At 68.6% G+C, this 16,554-nt stretch carries 12 protein-coding genes; 8 read left to right on the top strand and 4 right to left on the bottom strand.

The window, feature by feature from the left end; all coding sequences use genetic code 11:
- The first annotated feature begins 57 nt into the window (after nucleotides 1-57).
- The 3 genes from ACLJRL_RS01315 to ACLJRL_RS01305 all read left to right on the top strand — a co-directional run bounded on the left by ACLJRL_RS01315 (nucleotide 58) and on the right by ACLJRL_RS01305 (nucleotide 6,039).
- Nucleotides 58-3,024 (top strand): AfsR/SARP family transcriptional regulator, encoded by a 2,967-nt coding sequence (locus tag ACLJRL_RS01315; protein ID WP_410654119.1) that lies wholly within the window; start codon nucleotides 58-60, stop codon nucleotides 3,022-3,024.
- Between the two features lie 122 nt (nucleotides 3,025-3,146).
- A complete protein-coding gene (locus tag ACLJRL_RS01310) occupies nucleotides 3,147-4,373 on the top strand; it encodes a hypothetical protein (RefSeq protein WP_410654118.1) in 1,227 nt (408 codons plus the stop codon).
- 445 nt (nucleotides 4,374-4,818) lie between these two features.
- Complete coding sequence (locus ACLJRL_RS01305; protein ID WP_410654117.1) at nucleotides 4,819-6,039, top strand: glycoside hydrolase family 88 protein; 1,221 nt, start codon at nucleotides 4,819-4,821, stop codon at nucleotides 6,037-6,039.
- Nucleotide 6,040: 1 nt separating this feature from the next.
- Here ACLJRL_RS01305 and ACLJRL_RS01300 read toward each other — a convergent pair whose 3' ends face one another.
- Complete coding sequence (locus tag ACLJRL_RS01300) at nucleotides 6,041-6,169, bottom strand: hypothetical protein (RefSeq protein ID WP_410654116.1); 129 nt, start codon at nucleotides 6,167-6,169, stop codon at nucleotides 6,041-6,043.
- A gap of 239 nt (nucleotides 6,170-6,408) precedes the next feature.
- Between ACLJRL_RS01300 and ACLJRL_RS01295 the strand changes: the two genes are divergently transcribed.
- The gene (locus tag ACLJRL_RS01295; RefSeq protein WP_410654115.1) at nucleotides 6,409-7,425 is read left to right on the top strand and encodes an autoinducer 2 ABC transporter substrate-binding protein; all 1,017 of its coding nucleotides are present in this window, start codon (nucleotides 6,409-6,411) and stop codon (nucleotides 7,423-7,425) included.
- 6 nt (nucleotides 7,426-7,431) lie between these two features.
- Here the strand turns inward: ACLJRL_RS01295 and ACLJRL_RS01290 are convergent, their stop codons facing one another.
- Both ACLJRL_RS01290 and ACLJRL_RS01285 read right to left on the bottom strand, forming a co-directional pair.
- A complete protein-coding gene (locus tag ACLJRL_RS01290; protein ID WP_410654114.1) occupies nucleotides 7,432-8,691 on the bottom strand; it encodes a DUF6923 family protein in 1,260 nt (419 codons plus the stop codon).
- 4 nt (nucleotides 8,692-8,695) lie between these two features.
- Complete coding sequence (locus ACLJRL_RS01285; protein WP_410654113.1) at nucleotides 8,696-9,460, bottom strand: hypothetical protein; 765 nt, start codon at nucleotides 9,458-9,460, stop codon at nucleotides 8,696-8,698.
- A 443-nt stretch (nucleotides 9,461-9,903) separates the two neighbouring features.
- On the opposite strand from ACLJRL_RS01285, the gene ACLJRL_RS01280 reads away from it, so the two are divergent.
- On the top strand, nucleotides 9,904-11,319 hold the full coding sequence (locus ACLJRL_RS01280) for a family 2B encapsulin nanocompartment shell protein (protein WP_410654112.1): 1,416 nt from the start codon (nucleotides 9,904-9,906) through the stop codon (nucleotides 11,317-11,319).
- An 11-nt stretch (nucleotides 11,320-11,330) separates the two neighbouring features.
- Entirely contained in the window at nucleotides 11,331-12,356 is a 1,026-nt protein-coding gene (locus tag ACLJRL_RS01275; protein WP_410654111.1) for a family 2 encapsulin nanocompartment cargo protein polyprenyl transferase, read from the top strand.
- A gap of 153 nt (nucleotides 12,357-12,509) precedes the next feature.
- On the opposite strand, the gene ACLJRL_RS01270 is transcribed toward ACLJRL_RS01275, so the two are convergent.
- The gene (locus ACLJRL_RS01270) at nucleotides 12,510-13,652 is read right to left on the bottom strand and encodes a CapA family protein (RefSeq protein WP_410654110.1); all 1,143 of its coding nucleotides are present in this window, start codon (nucleotides 13,650-13,652) and stop codon (nucleotides 12,510-12,512) included.
- 342 nt (nucleotides 13,653-13,994) lie between these two features.
- Here ACLJRL_RS01270 and ACLJRL_RS01265 point away from each other — a divergent pair, with 342 nt between their 5' ends.
- Both ACLJRL_RS01265 and ACLJRL_RS01260 read left to right on the top strand, forming a co-directional pair.
- Nucleotides 13,995-14,969 carry a substrate-binding domain-containing protein gene (locus ACLJRL_RS01265; protein WP_410654109.1) on the top strand — a complete coding sequence of 325 codons (975 nt, stop codon included), beginning with the start codon at nucleotides 13,995-13,997 and terminating at the stop codon, nucleotides 14,967-14,969.
- A 20-nt stretch (nucleotides 14,970-14,989) separates the two neighbouring features.
- Nucleotides 14,990-16,522 (top strand): sugar ABC transporter ATP-binding protein, encoded by a 1,533-nt coding sequence (locus tag ACLJRL_RS01260; RefSeq protein WP_410654108.1) that lies wholly within the window; start codon nucleotides 14,990-14,992, stop codon nucleotides 16,520-16,522.
- The last annotated feature ends 32 nt before the right edge of the window (nucleotides 16,523-16,554 follow it).

The raw sequence follows: 16,554 nt of genomic DNA, 5'->3' as shown, positions 1-16,554 counted from the left end.
TGGCCGGGCGGCAATACGATCAGCCGATATGGGGCTCCTGCCGTATTGGCGGTTTAGGTGACTATTCTCGGGTTTCGCGTTCTCGGTCCGCTCGAAGTCGCGGTGGACGGGCAGGTGGTGCCGCTCGGCGGCCCCAAACCTCGTCTGCTGCTCGCTGCTCTGCTGCTCCAGCCCAACGTCGTCGTCTCGACGGAACTGCTGATCGAGGTCCTGTGGCCTTCGTCGGCTCCCCGCTCCGCGGCGGCGAACATCCGCACCTACGTCCATTCACTCCGCAAACGCCTCGCCGACGGTCATCCCGAGCTGGGGGAACGGATCGGCAGCCGGGCGTCCGGGTACATCCTCAAGGCGGGCCCGGAGGAGATCGACCACAGCACGTTCGGCGAACTGGCCGCCCGGGCACAGGACGCGCTCGGCCGGGGGGAAGCCGAATCCGCGCTCGGCCTGCTGGATCAGGCGGAAGCGCTGTGGCGCGGGGAAGTCCTCGAAGGACTCCCCCACGACCATGGCTGGGGCGCGACCGTGGCCCGGCTGACGGAACTGCGGCTCGCGGTCTCCGAGCAGCGGCTGCGGGCCAGGATCGAACTCGGCCGCACCGCCGAAGCCGTCGCCGAGCTGCGCGGCCTGGTCACCGAACATCCGCTGCGCGAGGAACTCTGGCATCAGCTGATCGTCGCGCTGCGGGCCGACGGCCGCACCACCGACGCGATCGAGGCCTACGAAACGGCCGGGAAGGTGCTGGCGGAGGAACTCGGCACCGAGCCGGGGCCGCGGTTACGGGAGCTACGGGCTTCATTGGCCCAGGCGTCCGCCGCTGCTCCGAACACCGCCTCTCCGAACACCGTGGCCGTGGCGATCACGCGACCGATGGCGCCGGTCTGCCAGCTCCCGCTGGACCTCCCGGACTTCACCGGCCGCGAAGGGGTGGTCGGCAACCTCGTCGGCCTCTTCCGCAAACGTCGTGAGCAGGGAAAACCCGCGATCGCAGTACTGTCCGGGGCGCCGGGGGTCGGCAAGTCCTCGGTCGCGATCCGGGTCGCGCACGCGGTGCGGGAGGACTTCCCCGACGGGCAGTTGCACGTCGATCTCGCCGGGACGTCGTCCTCGCCCCGGCCCCCGATGAGCGTGCTCGCCGAGCTGCTCCGTGCCTTGGGCGTCCCGGACGCGGGCCTGCCGCGTGATCTCGCCGAACGCGCGGCCCTGCTGCGGTCCCGGCTGGCGGGAACGCGGATGTGCGTCGTCCTCGACGACGCCGCCGGCGCGGCGCAGGTCCGGCCGCTCCTGCCCGGGGCGGGTACCTGCGCGGTGCTGATCACCAGCCGGGTGCGGATGCCGGATCTGGCCGGGGCCACCCCGGTCGACGTCGATCTCCTTCCCGAGTCCGAAGCCGCGAAGCTGCTCGAAGGCATCGTGGGCTCGGAGCGGGTGGCCGCCGAACCCGAATGCGCCACCGCGATCCTGCGCCAGTGCGGGTATCTGCCACTGGCGCTGCGGGTCGCCGGGGCGAAGCTGACGCACCGGCCGGGCTGGACCCTCCGCGTGCTCGCGGACCGGCTTCGGGACGAGAGACGAAGACTCGACGAACTTCGCGTAGGTGATCTCGCCGTCCGCGCCAGTGTCACGCTCAGCTATGACCTTCTGCCGATGTCGGCGGCGACCGCGTTCCGCGGCCTCGGCGGGCTCGGCTCGGTGCAGTTCCCCGCCTGGGTGGTCGCGGCGCTGCTCGGCCGCGACCTCGCCGAGGACGTCCTGGACGTCCTGGTGGACGCCCACCTCGTCGAACTCGTCGGCTCCGACGGCACCGGCCAGCCCCGCTACCGGCTGCACGACCTGTTGCGGTGCTACGCGGTCGAACTGCGCGCGCAGGACGTCCCGTCAAAGGCCCGCGACGCCACGAAACGGGTCCTGGAGGGATATCTCGCGCTCGCGGTGGAAGCCGCGGACCGGATGCCGATCGACTTCTTCGGGATCTACCGGGACGACACCGCCGGCCATCCGAACCTCCCGCCGGGTACCGCGGATCTGGTGGAGGACCCGGCCGCGTGGTTCGCCGCCGAACGGCACACCTGTGTCGCCGCCGTCTCGCTGGCCGCCGAACTCGGGTTCGACGCGCTGGCCTGGCGGCTGGCCGCCGCGCTCGCGCCGTACTTCGACCAGCGCGGGCACCAGGACGACTGGCTGCACACCCACGCCGTGGCACTCGCCGCCGCCCGCCGGTCCGGCGAGGTCCGCGGGGAGGCGATCATCCAGCGCAATCTCGGCCAGATCCAGCTGTACCAGGACAGTTACGCCGACGCGCAGACCGCGTTCGAACAGTCGCAACTGCTGTTCGACAAGATCGGCGACGCGCAGGGCGCCGCGATCGCGCTGGCCGGGCTCGGCACCGTCCTGCGCATCAAGGGCGAGGACACCGTCGCGCTCGATCACTGTCACGCGGCGCTGGACCAGTTCTCCGCGGCGGGCGATCCGCACGGCGAGGCCGTCGCGCGGATCGCGATCGGGGCGGTGTGGCTGGCCCGGCACCGGTTCGCCGACGCGGAACGCTGGTTCACTGAAGCACTCGAACAGTCGGCGGAGATCGGGGACCGGCATCGGGAGGCGCACGCGCTGAAACGGCTCGCGATGCTCCAGCAGCACCTGGGAGATCTGGCCGGCGCGCGCGAACGCGTCGACCGGGCGATCGCGATCTTCAACGAACTCGGCGACGACCACTGCGTCGGTTACGCGAACCAGAACCTCGGCGAACTTTATCTGCACAGCGGGGATCTGGCCCACGCGCAACTGCTTCTGGTCAATTCGCTGAGCGTGCACCGGCGCAACGGCGACCGCCGGTCCGAGGCGGAGGTGTCTCAGATGCTCGGCGAACTGCACGAGGCACTGAGCCAGCACGAACGGTCGCGGACCTATTCGGAACGCGCACTGGCTTTGTGGCGAGAACTTTCCGCGCGGCCACAGGAATCCGCGCTCGCTTCCCGGTTACAGGAGTCCGCCGAGGCCTCTTACGGGAATCCCGCCACCGCCTGAGTATCTTCCCCAAGTCGGCACCGGATCGCGATCCGGTGCCGACTTGCGTTTGTATCGATCGTGTACACGGTCCGGAGAAGCTCCCTTTCGTAGCAACCGAGAGTGCTTGAAGGGAGACCGGAATGGTCCGGACTGTGAGGGCTCGCCGCGCCATGGCGGCAATGCTGGCCGCGGGGGCCGTCACCGCGCTCGCCGCGAACCCCGCGAACGCCGCGCCCGAAGGAGACTGGCACGCCGACCTGTCCACTGTGGACGGCGACGACGTCAACGTCCGCAGCGACGGCGGAGTACTCAGCCTGCTGAACGACCCGGCGAACAGAAAACCCGGCGCCATCGGCTCCCAGGGCTATCTGTTGCTGGCGGAGCAGAATCTCGGCAAGCCGGTGAACCGGGTCAGCGCCGCCGTCACCGCGGACGCGCCGAAGGGCACCGCCGTCGAGGTCGACGTCCGCGGCAAGCTGAACGCCCACGACTGGACGGAGTGGACACCCGCCGAGGCGGGCGCTGCCCAGCTGCCGAAGTCGGTTTCCACCGTTCAGGTGCGCGTCGGTCTCGTCAGCGCCGTCGACGGCGCGACCGCGAAGGTCCGCGACATCACGCTGAAGGGCGAACTCGGCCCGCAGACCAACGACGTCGGCGCCGCCGCGGCCGCCTTGACCTACAAGGTCTTCGGCACTCGGGAAGGCCTCACCGGCGGCACCACCGCCAACGGGCACGTGATCAAGTCCCGCGACCACTTCGTCGCCCTGCCCTCACGCCGCGGCCTGGCGCCCAAGAACACCGGCGACTACACCGTCCGGGTCTGCCGCACCGACAACAGCCGCTGCGAGTACGCGCCGGTATGGGACGTCGGCCCGTGGAACACCAAGGACGACTACTGGAACCCGTCGGCCACCCGCCAGATGTGGAAGAACCTGCCGCAGGGCAAGCCCGAAGCACAGGCCGCGTACCAGGACGGTTACAACGGCGGCAAGGACGAGTTCGGCCGCAAGGTGGCCAACCCGGCGGGCATCGACCTCGCGGACGGCACCTTCTGGGACGGCCTGAAGATGTCCGACAACGGCTGGGTCAACGTCTCCTACCTGTGGACCGGCTCCGGCCCCACCGGCGTCATCAGCACGGCGGGCGACCCGATGAACGTGCGGTCCTCGGCGAGCACCACGGCGTCGGTCAAGGGCCTCGCGGCGAACCGCGCGAAGGTCATCATCGAGTGCTACGTCGAGGGTGAGACCGTCACCGGCAAGTTCGGCACCAGCAACATCTGGGACCGGATCGGCCCGGGGCACTACGTCTCCGACACCTACCTCCAGACCGGATCGGACCTGCCCGTCGCGCCCAAGTGCGCGTGACCCCCTGATCGCGAAGGCCCGGCGCACCCCCATTGCGCCGGGCCTTCGCTTGTTTTATCGAGAGGTAAGGCAAAACGATCCGTGTTCTGGATGCGGTTTGGTCCGTGAGTCCCAAGGCCAAGGTTGCGTGACTGTGTGGATTTTGGGACGTCAGATGTCCCAAAATCCACACAGTCACAAGCCGGCCACCTCCGGCCCGCGGTCAGGCCCAGCCAGAGTCCTGGCCCGGTCAAAGTGGCCCCCTGTATCGGTTCCGCGGTACGGACCTGTGTGGAAATAGGGACGTTGAGTGTCCCTATTTCCACACACCCCATCACGCTGCCCTACTCCTCACCATGTCCCACTGAGCGACGCTTTATTCACAACCATGAACGCCCTTCACAAATGCGTAACCGCCGTGCGAAACTCCCGTGACACATTTCCCACTGACGAATGGCGGGGCCTTGTGAGCGTTTCCCGGCGAACCCTGTTGACCACCGCTGCCGGCGCCGCCGTCGCGGCCACGACGATCACTCCCGCCGCCGGTGCGGCGGAGCAAGAAGCCGCCGGGCTCAAGGCTTTCCGCCGAACGGCCGACTACGCGGTGAGCAAGCTGCGTGCCGTCGCGCCCGGCGTGACGGCCTTTCCGGAGATCACCCGGTTCGAGAAATGGACCTATTCCCAGAACGGCGGCTGGATCGGCGGATTCTGGCCCGGCACATTGTGGCTGGCCTCGCTCTACAGCGGCGATCCGCAATTTCGGACGCTCGCGATGACGTCCGCGGAAAAGCTCGCGCCGCGCCAGCACGAGACGAAAGATCACGATCTCGGATTCCTGTTCTATCCATCCTGGGTCACCGGCTGGCGGCTCACCGGCGACGAGAAGTGGCGCACCGGCGCGCTCAACGCGGCGGCGTCGCTCATCCCGCGGTACAACGAAAAAGGGAAGTTCATCCGCGCCTGGGGCGCGCTGGGCACGCCGGGCAACGCCGGCCGGGTCATCGTCGACACGATGATGAACCTCGACCTGCTGGCGTTCGCGAGCAAGCAGACCGGCGACCGGAAGTATCTCGACATCGCCGTCTCGCACGCGAAGACCACCGAGCGGGTCTTCCTGCGCCCCGACGGATCGACCCCGCACGTGTTCGACTTCAACCCGGACACCGGCGCCGACATCGGCCCGAACTCCGTGCAGGGCTACGGCCCGTCGTCGTGCTGGTCGCGCGGGCAGGCCTGGGCGATCTACGGGTTCACCACGATGTACCGGCGCACCGGCGACCCGCTCTTCCTGCGGACCGCGCAGCGGCTGGCCGACTTCGCGCTGCGCGCGCTGACCCCGGACAACGTCCCGGTGTGGGACTACCTCGCCCCGCAGGCGCCGCACGACATCAAGGACTCCTCCGCCGGGGCCGTGATGGCGTGCGGCCTGCTCGACCTGGCGAAGGTCGCGAACCGGCCTCACTACCGCGAAGCCGCGATCCGGATCCTCACCGCGTTGTGCGACACCTGCCTGACGACGAAGTCCACCCGCGCCGAGGCGATCATGGCGCGAGGGACCCGCAACCGCCCGTCCGAGGACGGCGTCGAGATCTCGCTGCCCTACGGCGACTACTACCTGCTGGAGGGCATCCTGCGGGTGCTGATGCCGAAGGAGATCGACAAGGCGATCGACCTCTCCAGCGTCTAGGTCAGCGGGCGTGGTGCTCGTGGACCTTCGCGTGCCCGAGCCCCCGCATCGTGAGCGCGTAGCCGGTGAGGCAGTGCAGGGTCGCCGACGCCGCCATCGACCAGCTCGCTCCACGCCGTGTTTCGTCCATGGTCGCCAATATACCCCCCACCCGTATACTTGGCCGAGTGGCGCGCGCCATTCCGATCGCTGACCGTCACACCGATAGGCCACTTCGGTAATCGGACCAGGAGGATGAACTCACTTCCGTAACCCTTTGCCTACCTACCGTTGACCGCGGTAACCGGAGACCTTAGTTTCGCCGGAGGTCTCCTACCGCGCGCAGACCGATTCGGCGAGTACCGGCAGTTCCGTGACTATGGGGTGGAGATGCGAGGCCCGACCAAGACGCTCGTGGTAGCGGCTGTGCTCATAGTGGGCGTGGTGTTCGGGCTGAACGGCTGCGACTCCCGCGAACCGGCGGGCATGGCCGCCAAACCCGTCCGGATCGCGTTCGTGCCGAAGGTCGCGGGCATCCCCTACTTCGAGGCGATGAACACCGGCGGGCAGGCCGCGGCCAAGCAGCTCGGTGTCGAATGGACCTCCGTCGGACCGGTCACAGTGGACCCCGCCGCGCAGGCCTCGATCGTGCGCGGTCTGGTGGACCAGCGGGTCGACGTCATCGCGATCGCCCCGAACGATCCGAAGGCGATGGCCCCGGTGATCACCGACGCCCGGGCCAAGGGCGTCCATGTGATCACTTCGGACACCGACGCACCGAACAGCGATCGCGAACTCTTCGTCAACCAGGCGACCCCGGACGGCATCGGCAGGGCGCTCACCGACGCGCTGATGCTCAAGATGGGCGGCGCGGGCAAGTACGCGATCGTCTCCTGCGGCGAGACCGCCGAGAACCTCAACGCGTGGATCGCCGTCCAGCGCTCGTATACCGCTACCCGGTATCCCCGCGCGCAACTCGTCGAAACGGTCTACGCCGGCGAGGACAAGGACACCGCGGCCGCGCTGGCCAAGGACCTGATGGTCAAGCATCCCGACCTCACCGGCCTGGTCGGCGAGTGCACGACGTCGGCCCCCGGTGTCGCCGAGGCGGTCCGCACGCAGCAGAAGATCGGGCGCGTGTTCACCGTCGGCGTCGGGACGCCGCAGGCGATCAAGCCGTACCTGCTGGACGGCTCGGCCTCGCTTTCGGTGCTGTGGAACGTCGAATCGCTCGGCTACCTGACCGCCTGGGCGGGCAAGCAGATCGCCGATGGCAAGCCGCTCGACCGGACGAACAAGGTCAACCTGGAACTGCCGGCGATCAAATTCGACCCCACCACGAAGACCGTGCTGCTGGGCGACCCGCTGCTGATCACCCGCGAGAACGTGGACCAGTTCAAGTACTGAGGCACTTCATCGGGACCGCCGGACGGCACCCGCCGCGGCTCCGCCGCCGAGCACCAGGATCAGCGCGGTCAGGCTCCACCGTCGTTTCTCCTTCGTCCGGGCACCGCTGTCCGTCTCTTCCGCGACCTCGCGTTCCCGGGGTGCCGCCGAGCGGGCCGGTTTCGGTGCGGCGGGGGTGGGCGTCGGCAGGGCGCGCGGCGCGATCACCGCGGGGGCGGGAGTGGCCGTCGGACTCGGCGACCGCGTGGGTGTCGGCGTGGGTGTCGGGCTAGGACTCTGTTTCGGAGTCGGAGTCGGAGTCGGAGTCGGGTTCGGCGACGGTGTGGGCGTGGGGTTCGGCGAAGGCGTGGGGTTCGGCGAAGGTGAAGGCGTGGGTGTCGGAGTAGGCGTCGGCGGCTCAGGGACCTCGGGAGCGGTGAGGCAGCCCGCGGCATCCGAACCCGCCAGTGGCCCGTCCGTGCGCACCTCCGTCGCCTGCCCGCCGCGGTCCAGCCGGTACAGCACGCTGCGCCCGCCGATCCGGTTCGCCGTGGCGTACAGCGCGCCGTCGCGGCCGAGCACCACCGAGCCGTAGGTCTCGGCGGGCGGGAACCGTGAACCGTCCCCTTCGCGGACCTTGCCGGTCGCCGGATCGATGGTGACGACGACGCCTTTTCCGCGCCAGGTCGTCGTAACGCCGTAGAGCAGGCCGTTGTGGTAGGCGAAGTCGTTGACGTCGTGGGCGAGGGTGATCGGCCGCAGGAACACGGTCTTGATCACCCGCAGGTACCGCTGTCCCGGCGTCAGGTCCACTGTGTACAGAGTGCCGTTCCTGAGCAGGTACCAGGAATTCCCGCCGATCGCGCCGGCGGTCGCCCCCGCCACCGGGCTCCACACCGGGAGCCGGTTCCCGGCGCGGGTGATCGGGCCGAGGTCTCGCGTGCGCCCGTCGCGGTCGATCGTCACCGCGTGCGCACCCTTGCTCAGCCCTTCCGCGACGGCATAGACCAGGTCCTGGGTGGCGGAGTAGCCCATCGCGTTGAGCCGGTAGCCGGAGCCTGCGACCCGCAGGGTGGTTCCCGAACCCACGTCGAGCCAGCGCAGCTTCGACTTCCCGTGCGACCCGGTTTCGGCCTGGACCACCAGGCAGCTCTCGGCGGCGCGCGCGGTCATCGGGGCCAGCAGCGCGGACGCGCCTACCAGCCCGGCGACGGCCACCGTCGCCGCCGCCCGCGTCAGCCCGTCCACAGTGCCCCTGTCCACAGTGCCCCCGTGATCAGTGCCCACGGGCTCAGGTGATCCTGGCCATCGCGGCGACGAACGCGTCGGGCGGGATCCGTACTCCGCCGCCGAACGGGTTCTGCAGCTGATAGATCGCGAACAGCAGCAAGGTGATCGTGCCGGCCAGGGTCGAGACGATCACCAGGTGTGCGGCGAGCCGGGTGCCGCCGAACAGGTTGGGCAGCAGGACGGAGATGAGGCTGCCGAGGATGAGCGCGAACCAGACCACACCGCCGACGCGGCTGCCCTCGACCGTGGTCAGCCGGGCTTGCCGGGCTTCGTAGACCTGCCAGAGCTGGGTGGTCGCCTCGGCCTTCCGCTCGCGGACCCAGTCGTCGTCCGTCGGCGCCTTCTCCACCGCCTTACGCAGCTGGTCGAGTTGCGTCCAGCCGATGTCGGGGACGGTCTCGCCACCCTCGGCCATCCGCGGCCACTCCTGCTGCTCGACCGTGGCGATGTACTCGGCGCTGATCTTGCGGACCTCGTCCTTGACCTCCGTGCCCAGCGAATCCGCGGCCCAGACGGCGGCGACCAGGCTGTCCGCCTCGTGATACGAACCTTCCCGCGCCGCGCTCGTGGAGTCGAACAGGGAGATCAGGATGAACGCCACCAGTACCGCGTGCAGCCCGCCGACGATGGTGAACACCTGGCCGGCGGCGTCGTTGTTGTCCCGTCGCCCCTCGTCCCAGCCGAACCTGCGGACGAGGTAGCCGACGAAGCCCGCGACGACGGCCGCACCGGCGACCCAGGCGATTCCGGTCAGGTAAATGCCCATTCGAACCCTTCCCCTGCGAAGACTGCTGAAACTAGTTGGCGATCGAGTCCGCGAATAGACCGGTTGAATCAATTCATCCACGCGGCCGCAATGAACGCGGCAGACATCACCGTCTCGGCCCAATTTCTCAATCCGCGAAACACTTTCGGACACACGCAGGAAAGTGACGTCACCACTGGAGATATGGGGACTTCACGACCGGGTGAGGACCGGCCACGGGATGTCACCGAGGCCACCGTATACCGACGTTCGCCAGGAAATTTCCGGCCGAACGGACGTGCCGAGCGCGTCCATGAGGACCAATCCGGCAAACAGGTGAAAGTATCCGCAGACCCGATCGAGTGTTTGTGTCGGCACCCCCGCTTGCTATGTTGACTTTGCGTCCGCCCCTCTCGAATGAGCATTCACGAATTGACGAAAACAGACGATAGGTGGATTTCTCTGTGACAGTCACCGACCCGGGTACGGCCGCCTCCACGGCGGAAAACCCGCAGCAGAGTCTCGGCAGGGCGGCCGCCCGGACCCTGGCCACGACCACCAAGTCCGTGCCGCAGATGCAGGGCATTTCGTCGAGGTGGCTGCTGAAGGTGCTGCCGTGGGTCCAGGTCTCCGGTGGCGCGTACCGGGTCAACCGCCGGCTGAGCTACGCGGTCGGCGACGGCCGGGTGACCTTCACTTCCACCGGCTCCGAGGTCCGGGTGATCCCGGCGGAACTGGGTGAACTCCCACCCTTGCGTGGTTTCGGCGACGAGGACGTGCTCGTCGAACTCGCCAGCCGCTTTATCCAGCGGGAATTCTCCCCAGGCGACGCACTGGTCGAGTTCGGCCACCGAGCCGACCGTGTCTTCCTGATCGCGCACGGCAAGATCGAGAAGGTCGGCGTCGGCGAATACGGCGACCAGACCGTGCTCGGCGTCCTGGCCGGCGGCGGGCACTTCGGCTCGCAGGTGCTGTTCGAAGACGACGCGAGCTGGGAGTTCACCGCGCGGGCGGCCACCGCCTGCACCGCGCTTTCCTTGCCGCGCAGTGCTTTTGCCGAGGTTCTGGGCCGATCCGAGGAACTACGCGAACACCTCGCCGCGTTCTCCTCCGGCACCTCACCGGCGAGCAACGAGCACGGCGAGGCACAGATCGAAGTCGCGTCGGGTCACGACGGCGAGCCGCACCTGCCGGGCACGTTCGTGGACTACGAGACCGGACCACGCGAGTACGAACTGAGCCTCGCGCAGACGGTGCTGCGGGTGCACAGCCGGGTCGCGGACCTCTACAACCAGCCGATGAACCAGGTCGAGCAGCAGTTGCGGCTGACCATCGAGGCGCTGCGTGAGCGCCAGGAACACGAACTGATCAACAACCGCGATTTCGGCCTGCTGCACAACGCCGACTTCTCCCAGCGCGTCCACACCCGCTCCGGCCCGCCGACGCCGGACGACCTCGACGAACTGCTTTCCTTGGTGTGGAAGGACCCTGGGTTCTTCCTCGCGCATCCGCGGGCGATCGCCGCGTTCGGCCGCGAGTGCGGCAAACGAGGTCTCTACCCCGAGTCCGTCGATCTGGACGGCAACCAGGTGCCCGCCTGGCGCGGGATCCCGATCCTGCCGTGCGACAAGATCCCCGTCACCGGAACCCGCACGAGTTCGATCCTGCTGATGCGGACCGGCGAACAGGCCCAAGGCGTCGTCGGCCTGCACCAGGTCGGGCTGCCCGACGAATACCAGCCGGGGCTCAACGTCCGGTTCATGGGGGTCAGCGGGCAGGCGCTCATCTCCTACCTGGTCAGCGCGTACTACTCGGCGGCGGTGCTGGTACCCGACGCGCTCGGAATCCTGGAACACGCCGAACTCGGGCGAGAAGGCTGAGAGGAAGTCCCTTGACGACCATCGACACCCGCGGCGGTGCCCGGCCCGCCGGCGAAGTCCTGACCTGGAGCCGGAATCTGATCGAGCCGGCGCTGCGGGAAGCCGTCGGCAAGCTGCCCGAGTCGATGCGGCTGATCGCCGGTTACCACTTCGGCTGGTGGGACGAGCGCGGCCGTCCGTCCACTTCGGACGGAGGGAAGGCACTGCGGCCGACCCTCGCCCTGCTGACCGCCCAAGCGGTCGGCGGCGACGCCGAGGTCGCCGTCCCGGTGGGGGTCGCGGTGGAGATGGTGCACAACTTCTCGTTGCTGCACGACGACGTGATGGACCGCGACACCACCCGGCGGCACCGCCCGACGGCCTGGACCGTCTTCGGCACCGGCGCCGCGATCCTCGCCGGGGACGCCCTGCTGACCCAGGCCTTCGAGGTGCTGTCCCCGTTCGGGCCGACCGCGCTGCGCGTGCTCAGCACGGCCGTGATCGACCTGCTCGAAGGGCAGAGCGCGGATCTGAGGTTCGAACAGCGCGGTGACGTCGACACCGCCGAATGCATCCGGATGGCAGAGGGGAAGACCGGTGCGCTGCTCGGAGCGTCCTGCACGCTCGGAGCGCTCGCCGGAGAAGGGAGGGAGGATCAGATCGACCGGCTGACCGAGTACGGAAAGGCATTCGGACTGGCGTTCCAGCATATCGACGATCTCCTCGGGATCTGGGGCGATCCGGCGGTGACCGGGAAACCGGTCCACTCGGACCTCGCCAACCGCAAGAAGTCCCTGCCGGTGGTGGCCGCGCTGCACTCCGGGACGGACGCCGGGCGGGAGCTGGACACGTTGTACCGCCGGGACGACCTCGAGGCCGCGGAATTGCCCCACGCGGCGGAACTGGTCGACCGGGCGGGCGGCCGGGCGTGGAGCCAGGAGCAGGCCGACACGCTCTTGGCGCAAGCGCTGCACCACCTGGCCGTCGCGAATCCGGTGCCCCGCCCAGGCATCGAACTCGTGGCGCTCGCGAGGCTGGTGGCGCGGCGGCAGTTCTGAGCAGGGAAGTGGGTGGCCCGGGCCGGTGGAAGGGCCCGGTCCACCCACGCCTTTCGACCATGCGATCCCTGCGGTGACGCGACACCGTACTCGCGTGATCAGACACGGAACTCGCGTGATCAGACGCCGCACACCCGAGTCCGGCAGAGGGATTCAGCGCCCGGGGCGGGTCAGCCCCTGGTCACCGGCGCCTCGGCTGAGCACGACCTCGTCGGTGTCCTTGAGTGCCGCGACCTTGAGCGCTTCCGTCCCGGCATCGTCCGCCTTGCCCGCGGTCAGGTCGAGCAGCCGGATCGGCGGTCCGAGCTGGACCAGGGTCGGGACGTACTCCGCCTTGTCGACCTTCCAGCGCTCGCCGTCGCGCACGAACCGGAACCGCGCCGCGGCACCCTGTTCGGTCGAGCCCTTCGGTTCCGAATGCCGGGCGACGTGGTTGCCGAGGCCGTACGCGACCCACTTGCCGTTGATCTGCTCGAAGGGCTGCACGACATGCGCGTGGTGGCCGATGATCAGGTCGATCGAGTCGTCGCCGAGCAGTTTCTTCGCCAGCTGGCGCTGTTCCGCGTTCGGCTCGTGCTGATACTCGGTGCCCCAGTGCAGGCTCGCCAGGACGACCTGCGCCCCGGCCTTGCGGGCGGCCTTGGCCTCGGCGATCACGTCTTCGGGGTCGATCTGGTTGACCAGCCAGGGTTTCCCGGTGGGCACCTTGATCCCGTTGAACCCGTAGGCGAAGGAGATCTGGGCGACCTTGACCCCGTTGACGTCGACGATCAGCGGCTTCTTCGCCTCTTCGGCCGACCGCGCCGAACCGGTGTGCTTGATCCCGGCCTCGTCGAGTTTGTCGAGCGTCCGCTTCGCGCCGTCCGAACCCTGGTCGATCGTGTGGTTGGACGCCGTCGAGCAGGTGTCGTACCCGGTGTCCTTGAGCGCGTCGACGATCTCGGGCGGCGCGCTGAAGGAGGGGTATCCGCTGTACGGGCCGCCTTGCGGGGCGAGCGGGGTCTCGAGGTGGCAGATACCGAGGTCGGCGCCGGAGATCAGCGGCTTCACCCCGGCCAGCAGCGGCCGGTAGTCGATCTTCCCCTTGCCGTCCGACTCAGCCTGTTCGGTCAGTGCCGGGTGGATCAGCACGTCCCCGGTCGCGACCACGGTGAACGAACCGTCGGGCGCCTGGCTCGCCGACGACGACGGGGCGTCGGACGCGGCGGGCGGCTGGTCGGGAGTCGCACTGCACGAGGCGAGCAGCACGGCGGCACCGAGGAGAGCGGAAGCTTGGCGGGCGCGGGTGCTGATCATCGATTCCCTCGGTCGGTTAACTCTTTCGGGTGACAGCCCGGCCCATCTTGCCCTACGCCAGACGGAGTCCAACACTCAACCACAGTCAACAAGAATCACCGGACAAATTCGCGACAAGTTCCACACGACCGCTCGGGCCTGAATCAGCTTCCTACATCGGAAGACAGTCGATTAGTACGACCACAGCCCCCTGAGCGACGGCCGGCCCAGCCTTGACGTCACTCGAAAGAGTGTTTTGTAATACGAGTCACACGGCCTTCGCCTCGTCCTCGGTCCCACTGGGAGCTCTTCATGTCCACAGATCCGCACAGGTCCCTGCCCTGGCGCATTGTTGGTTCTTGTTTGATTGCCGGTCTCGCCCTGGCCGGCTGCTCCTCCGGAAAGGACACCGCCGCGCCCCAGCAACAGGCGCCCGCGAGCGGCAAGATCACCCTGTTCTACCTGCAGAAACAAGGCGACCAGCAGTACTTCGTCGAGCAGGCGCAGGGCGCGCAGGAGAAGGCCAAGGAACTGGGCGTCGAACTCAAGGTCGTCAACCTCGGGCAGGACGCCAACAAGGCGATCACCGAACTCGACGCCGCGGTCGCCCAAGGCGCCAACGGCATCGCGATCGTGGTCCCTGACCAGGCCATCGGCCCGCAGGTGATCGACAAGGCCAAGAGCGCGGGTATCCCGATCATCGCCTCCGACGACGTGATCAAGGACGGCGGCGGGACGAAGTCGGCGTTCGTGGGCTTCAACGGTTCCCAGATGGGCGACTCGGTCGGCAAGGAGGCCGCGAAACTGTTCAAGGCGGCGGGCTGGACCGCGGCCGACACCAAGATCATCAGCGCCTACAAGCAGGACTTGACCGTCTGCTCGGACCGCGTCACCGCCGCGAAGGCCGCCTTCGACAAAGATGCCGGTGCACAGATCCCGGTGATCGAGGTCGGCACCGACAACACCCCCGTCGACGCGCAGAACCGCACCGGCGCGGTGATCGGCTCGAACCCGGGCGTCAAGCACTGGGTGGTCTGGGGCTGCAACGACGAGAACGAGACCGGCGCCGTCACCGCGCTCGCGAACTCGGGCGTCGCTCCGGCCGACATCCTCGGCGTCGGCCTCGGCGCCTACCTGACCTGCAAGGACTGGGCGGCGGGCAAGGAAAGCGGGAACAAGTCCGCGCTGTTCATCTCCGGTGCCGAGGTCGGCCGCACCGCGATCCAGCTGCTCGTGGACAAGGTGAAGAACTCGAAGGAACTGCCGCCCGAGACGATCGCGAAGACCCAGATCGTCACGAAGGACAACTACAAGCAGGCCGGCGTCAACTGCATCTGATCGCGCGCGGAGGCGTCTGAATGGCCACATCCGAACCCGCGGCGGTGCTGACCGCCGAAGGGATCAGCAAACGGTTCTCCGGCGTGACCGCGCTCGACGGGGTCACGCTGGAGTTCCAGCCCGGCGAGATCCTCGCGCTGATGGGCGAGAACGGCGCGGGCAAGTCCACCCTGCTGCGGGTGCTGTCCGGTGACCACGGTCCCGACGACGGGCACCTGACGATCGACGGCCGCCCGGTCTCGTTCGACACCCCGCGCGCCGCGATGGCCGCCGGAGTCCGGGTGATCTACCAGGAGCCGGAGATCATCCCGCACGTTTCGGTGGCGGAGAACGTCTTCGTCGGCGAACTCCCCACGCACGGCCGTCTGGTCAACCGCCGGACCCTGCACCGCGCGACGCAGGAAGCGTTGCGGGAGTATGGGTTCGAGGGCGTGCTGAACCCGGCGACGCTCGGCGGCAGGCTTTCCGCCGCGCAACGCCAGCTGGTCGAGATCCTGCGGGTGCTCACCGCCGCGACGCCGCCGAAGGTGATCGCGTTCGACGAGCCGACGTCGTCGCTGTCGGAACACGAGGTCGACGCGCTGTTCGCGTTGATCCGGCGGCTGCGCGACAGCGGGGTGGCGGTCGTCTATGTCTCCCACCGGATGAAGGAGATCTTCCAGCTCGCCGACCGGGTGGCGGTACTGCGCGACGGCAAGCTGATCGGGGTCCAGGAGGCGGCGAGCACCGACGAGAACCAGCTGGTGCGCATGATGATCGGCCGCGATCTGTCCACTTTGGAGCGCCGGAGCACGCAGGAGACCGGCCGGGTCGTGCTGCGGCTCGACGATGTCACCACCGACGACGTCACGGGTATCTCGCTAGAAGTCCGCGCCGGCGAGGTCGTCTGCCTCGCCGGCCTGGTCGGCGCCGGGCGCTCCGAACTCGCGCACGCGATCGTCGGCGACCTGCCGGTGCGCTCGGGAACCGTGGAACTGGACGGGAAACGGCTGCGCGCCCGCACGCCCGGCGACGCGGTCAAGGCCGGGATCGGGTTCGCGCCGGAGGAACGCAAGACCGACGCGTTGCTGATGCAGCGTTCCGTGCGGGACAACGTCTCCATCGCCGTGCTGGACAGGCTGCGCCGGTTCCGGGTGGTGCGGCGGGCCAAGGAACGGGAACTCGTCGAAGAGTACGTGCGCGAACTGCGTGTGCGGACGCCGTCGATGGAGCAGGAGGTCCGCAAGCTCTCCGGCGGCAACCAGCAGAAGACAGTGCTCGCGCGCTGGCTCGCGCGGCGCCCGAAACTGCTGATCCTCGACGAGCCGACCCGGGGTGTCGACGTCGGCGCCAAGGCCGAGATCTACCGGATCATCGACGGCCTCGCCGCCGAAGGCATCGCGCTGCTGGTGATCTCGTCCGATCTGCCCGAGGTGCTGAGCCTCGCCGACCGGATCGTCGTCATGCGCGGCGGCCGGGTGGCGGGCGAGATCAGTCGCGACGAAGCGAGTGAAGAAGCCGTGCTGACCCTGGCCATCCCCGCCACCGAAGACGCCGAGGAGATCGCCTCGTGAGCACCCCCACTCGACCCAGCGAAGCTCAGGAG

The sequence above is a fragment of the Amycolatopsis sp. lyj-112 genome, from assembly GCF_046549055.1.
Lineage (GTDB): Bacteria > Actinomycetota > Actinomycetes > Mycobacteriales > Pseudonocardiaceae > Amycolatopsis.
The sequence above is the reverse complement of the archived record's forward strand: the minus strand, read 5'-3'. Positions and strand labels throughout refer to the sequence as shown.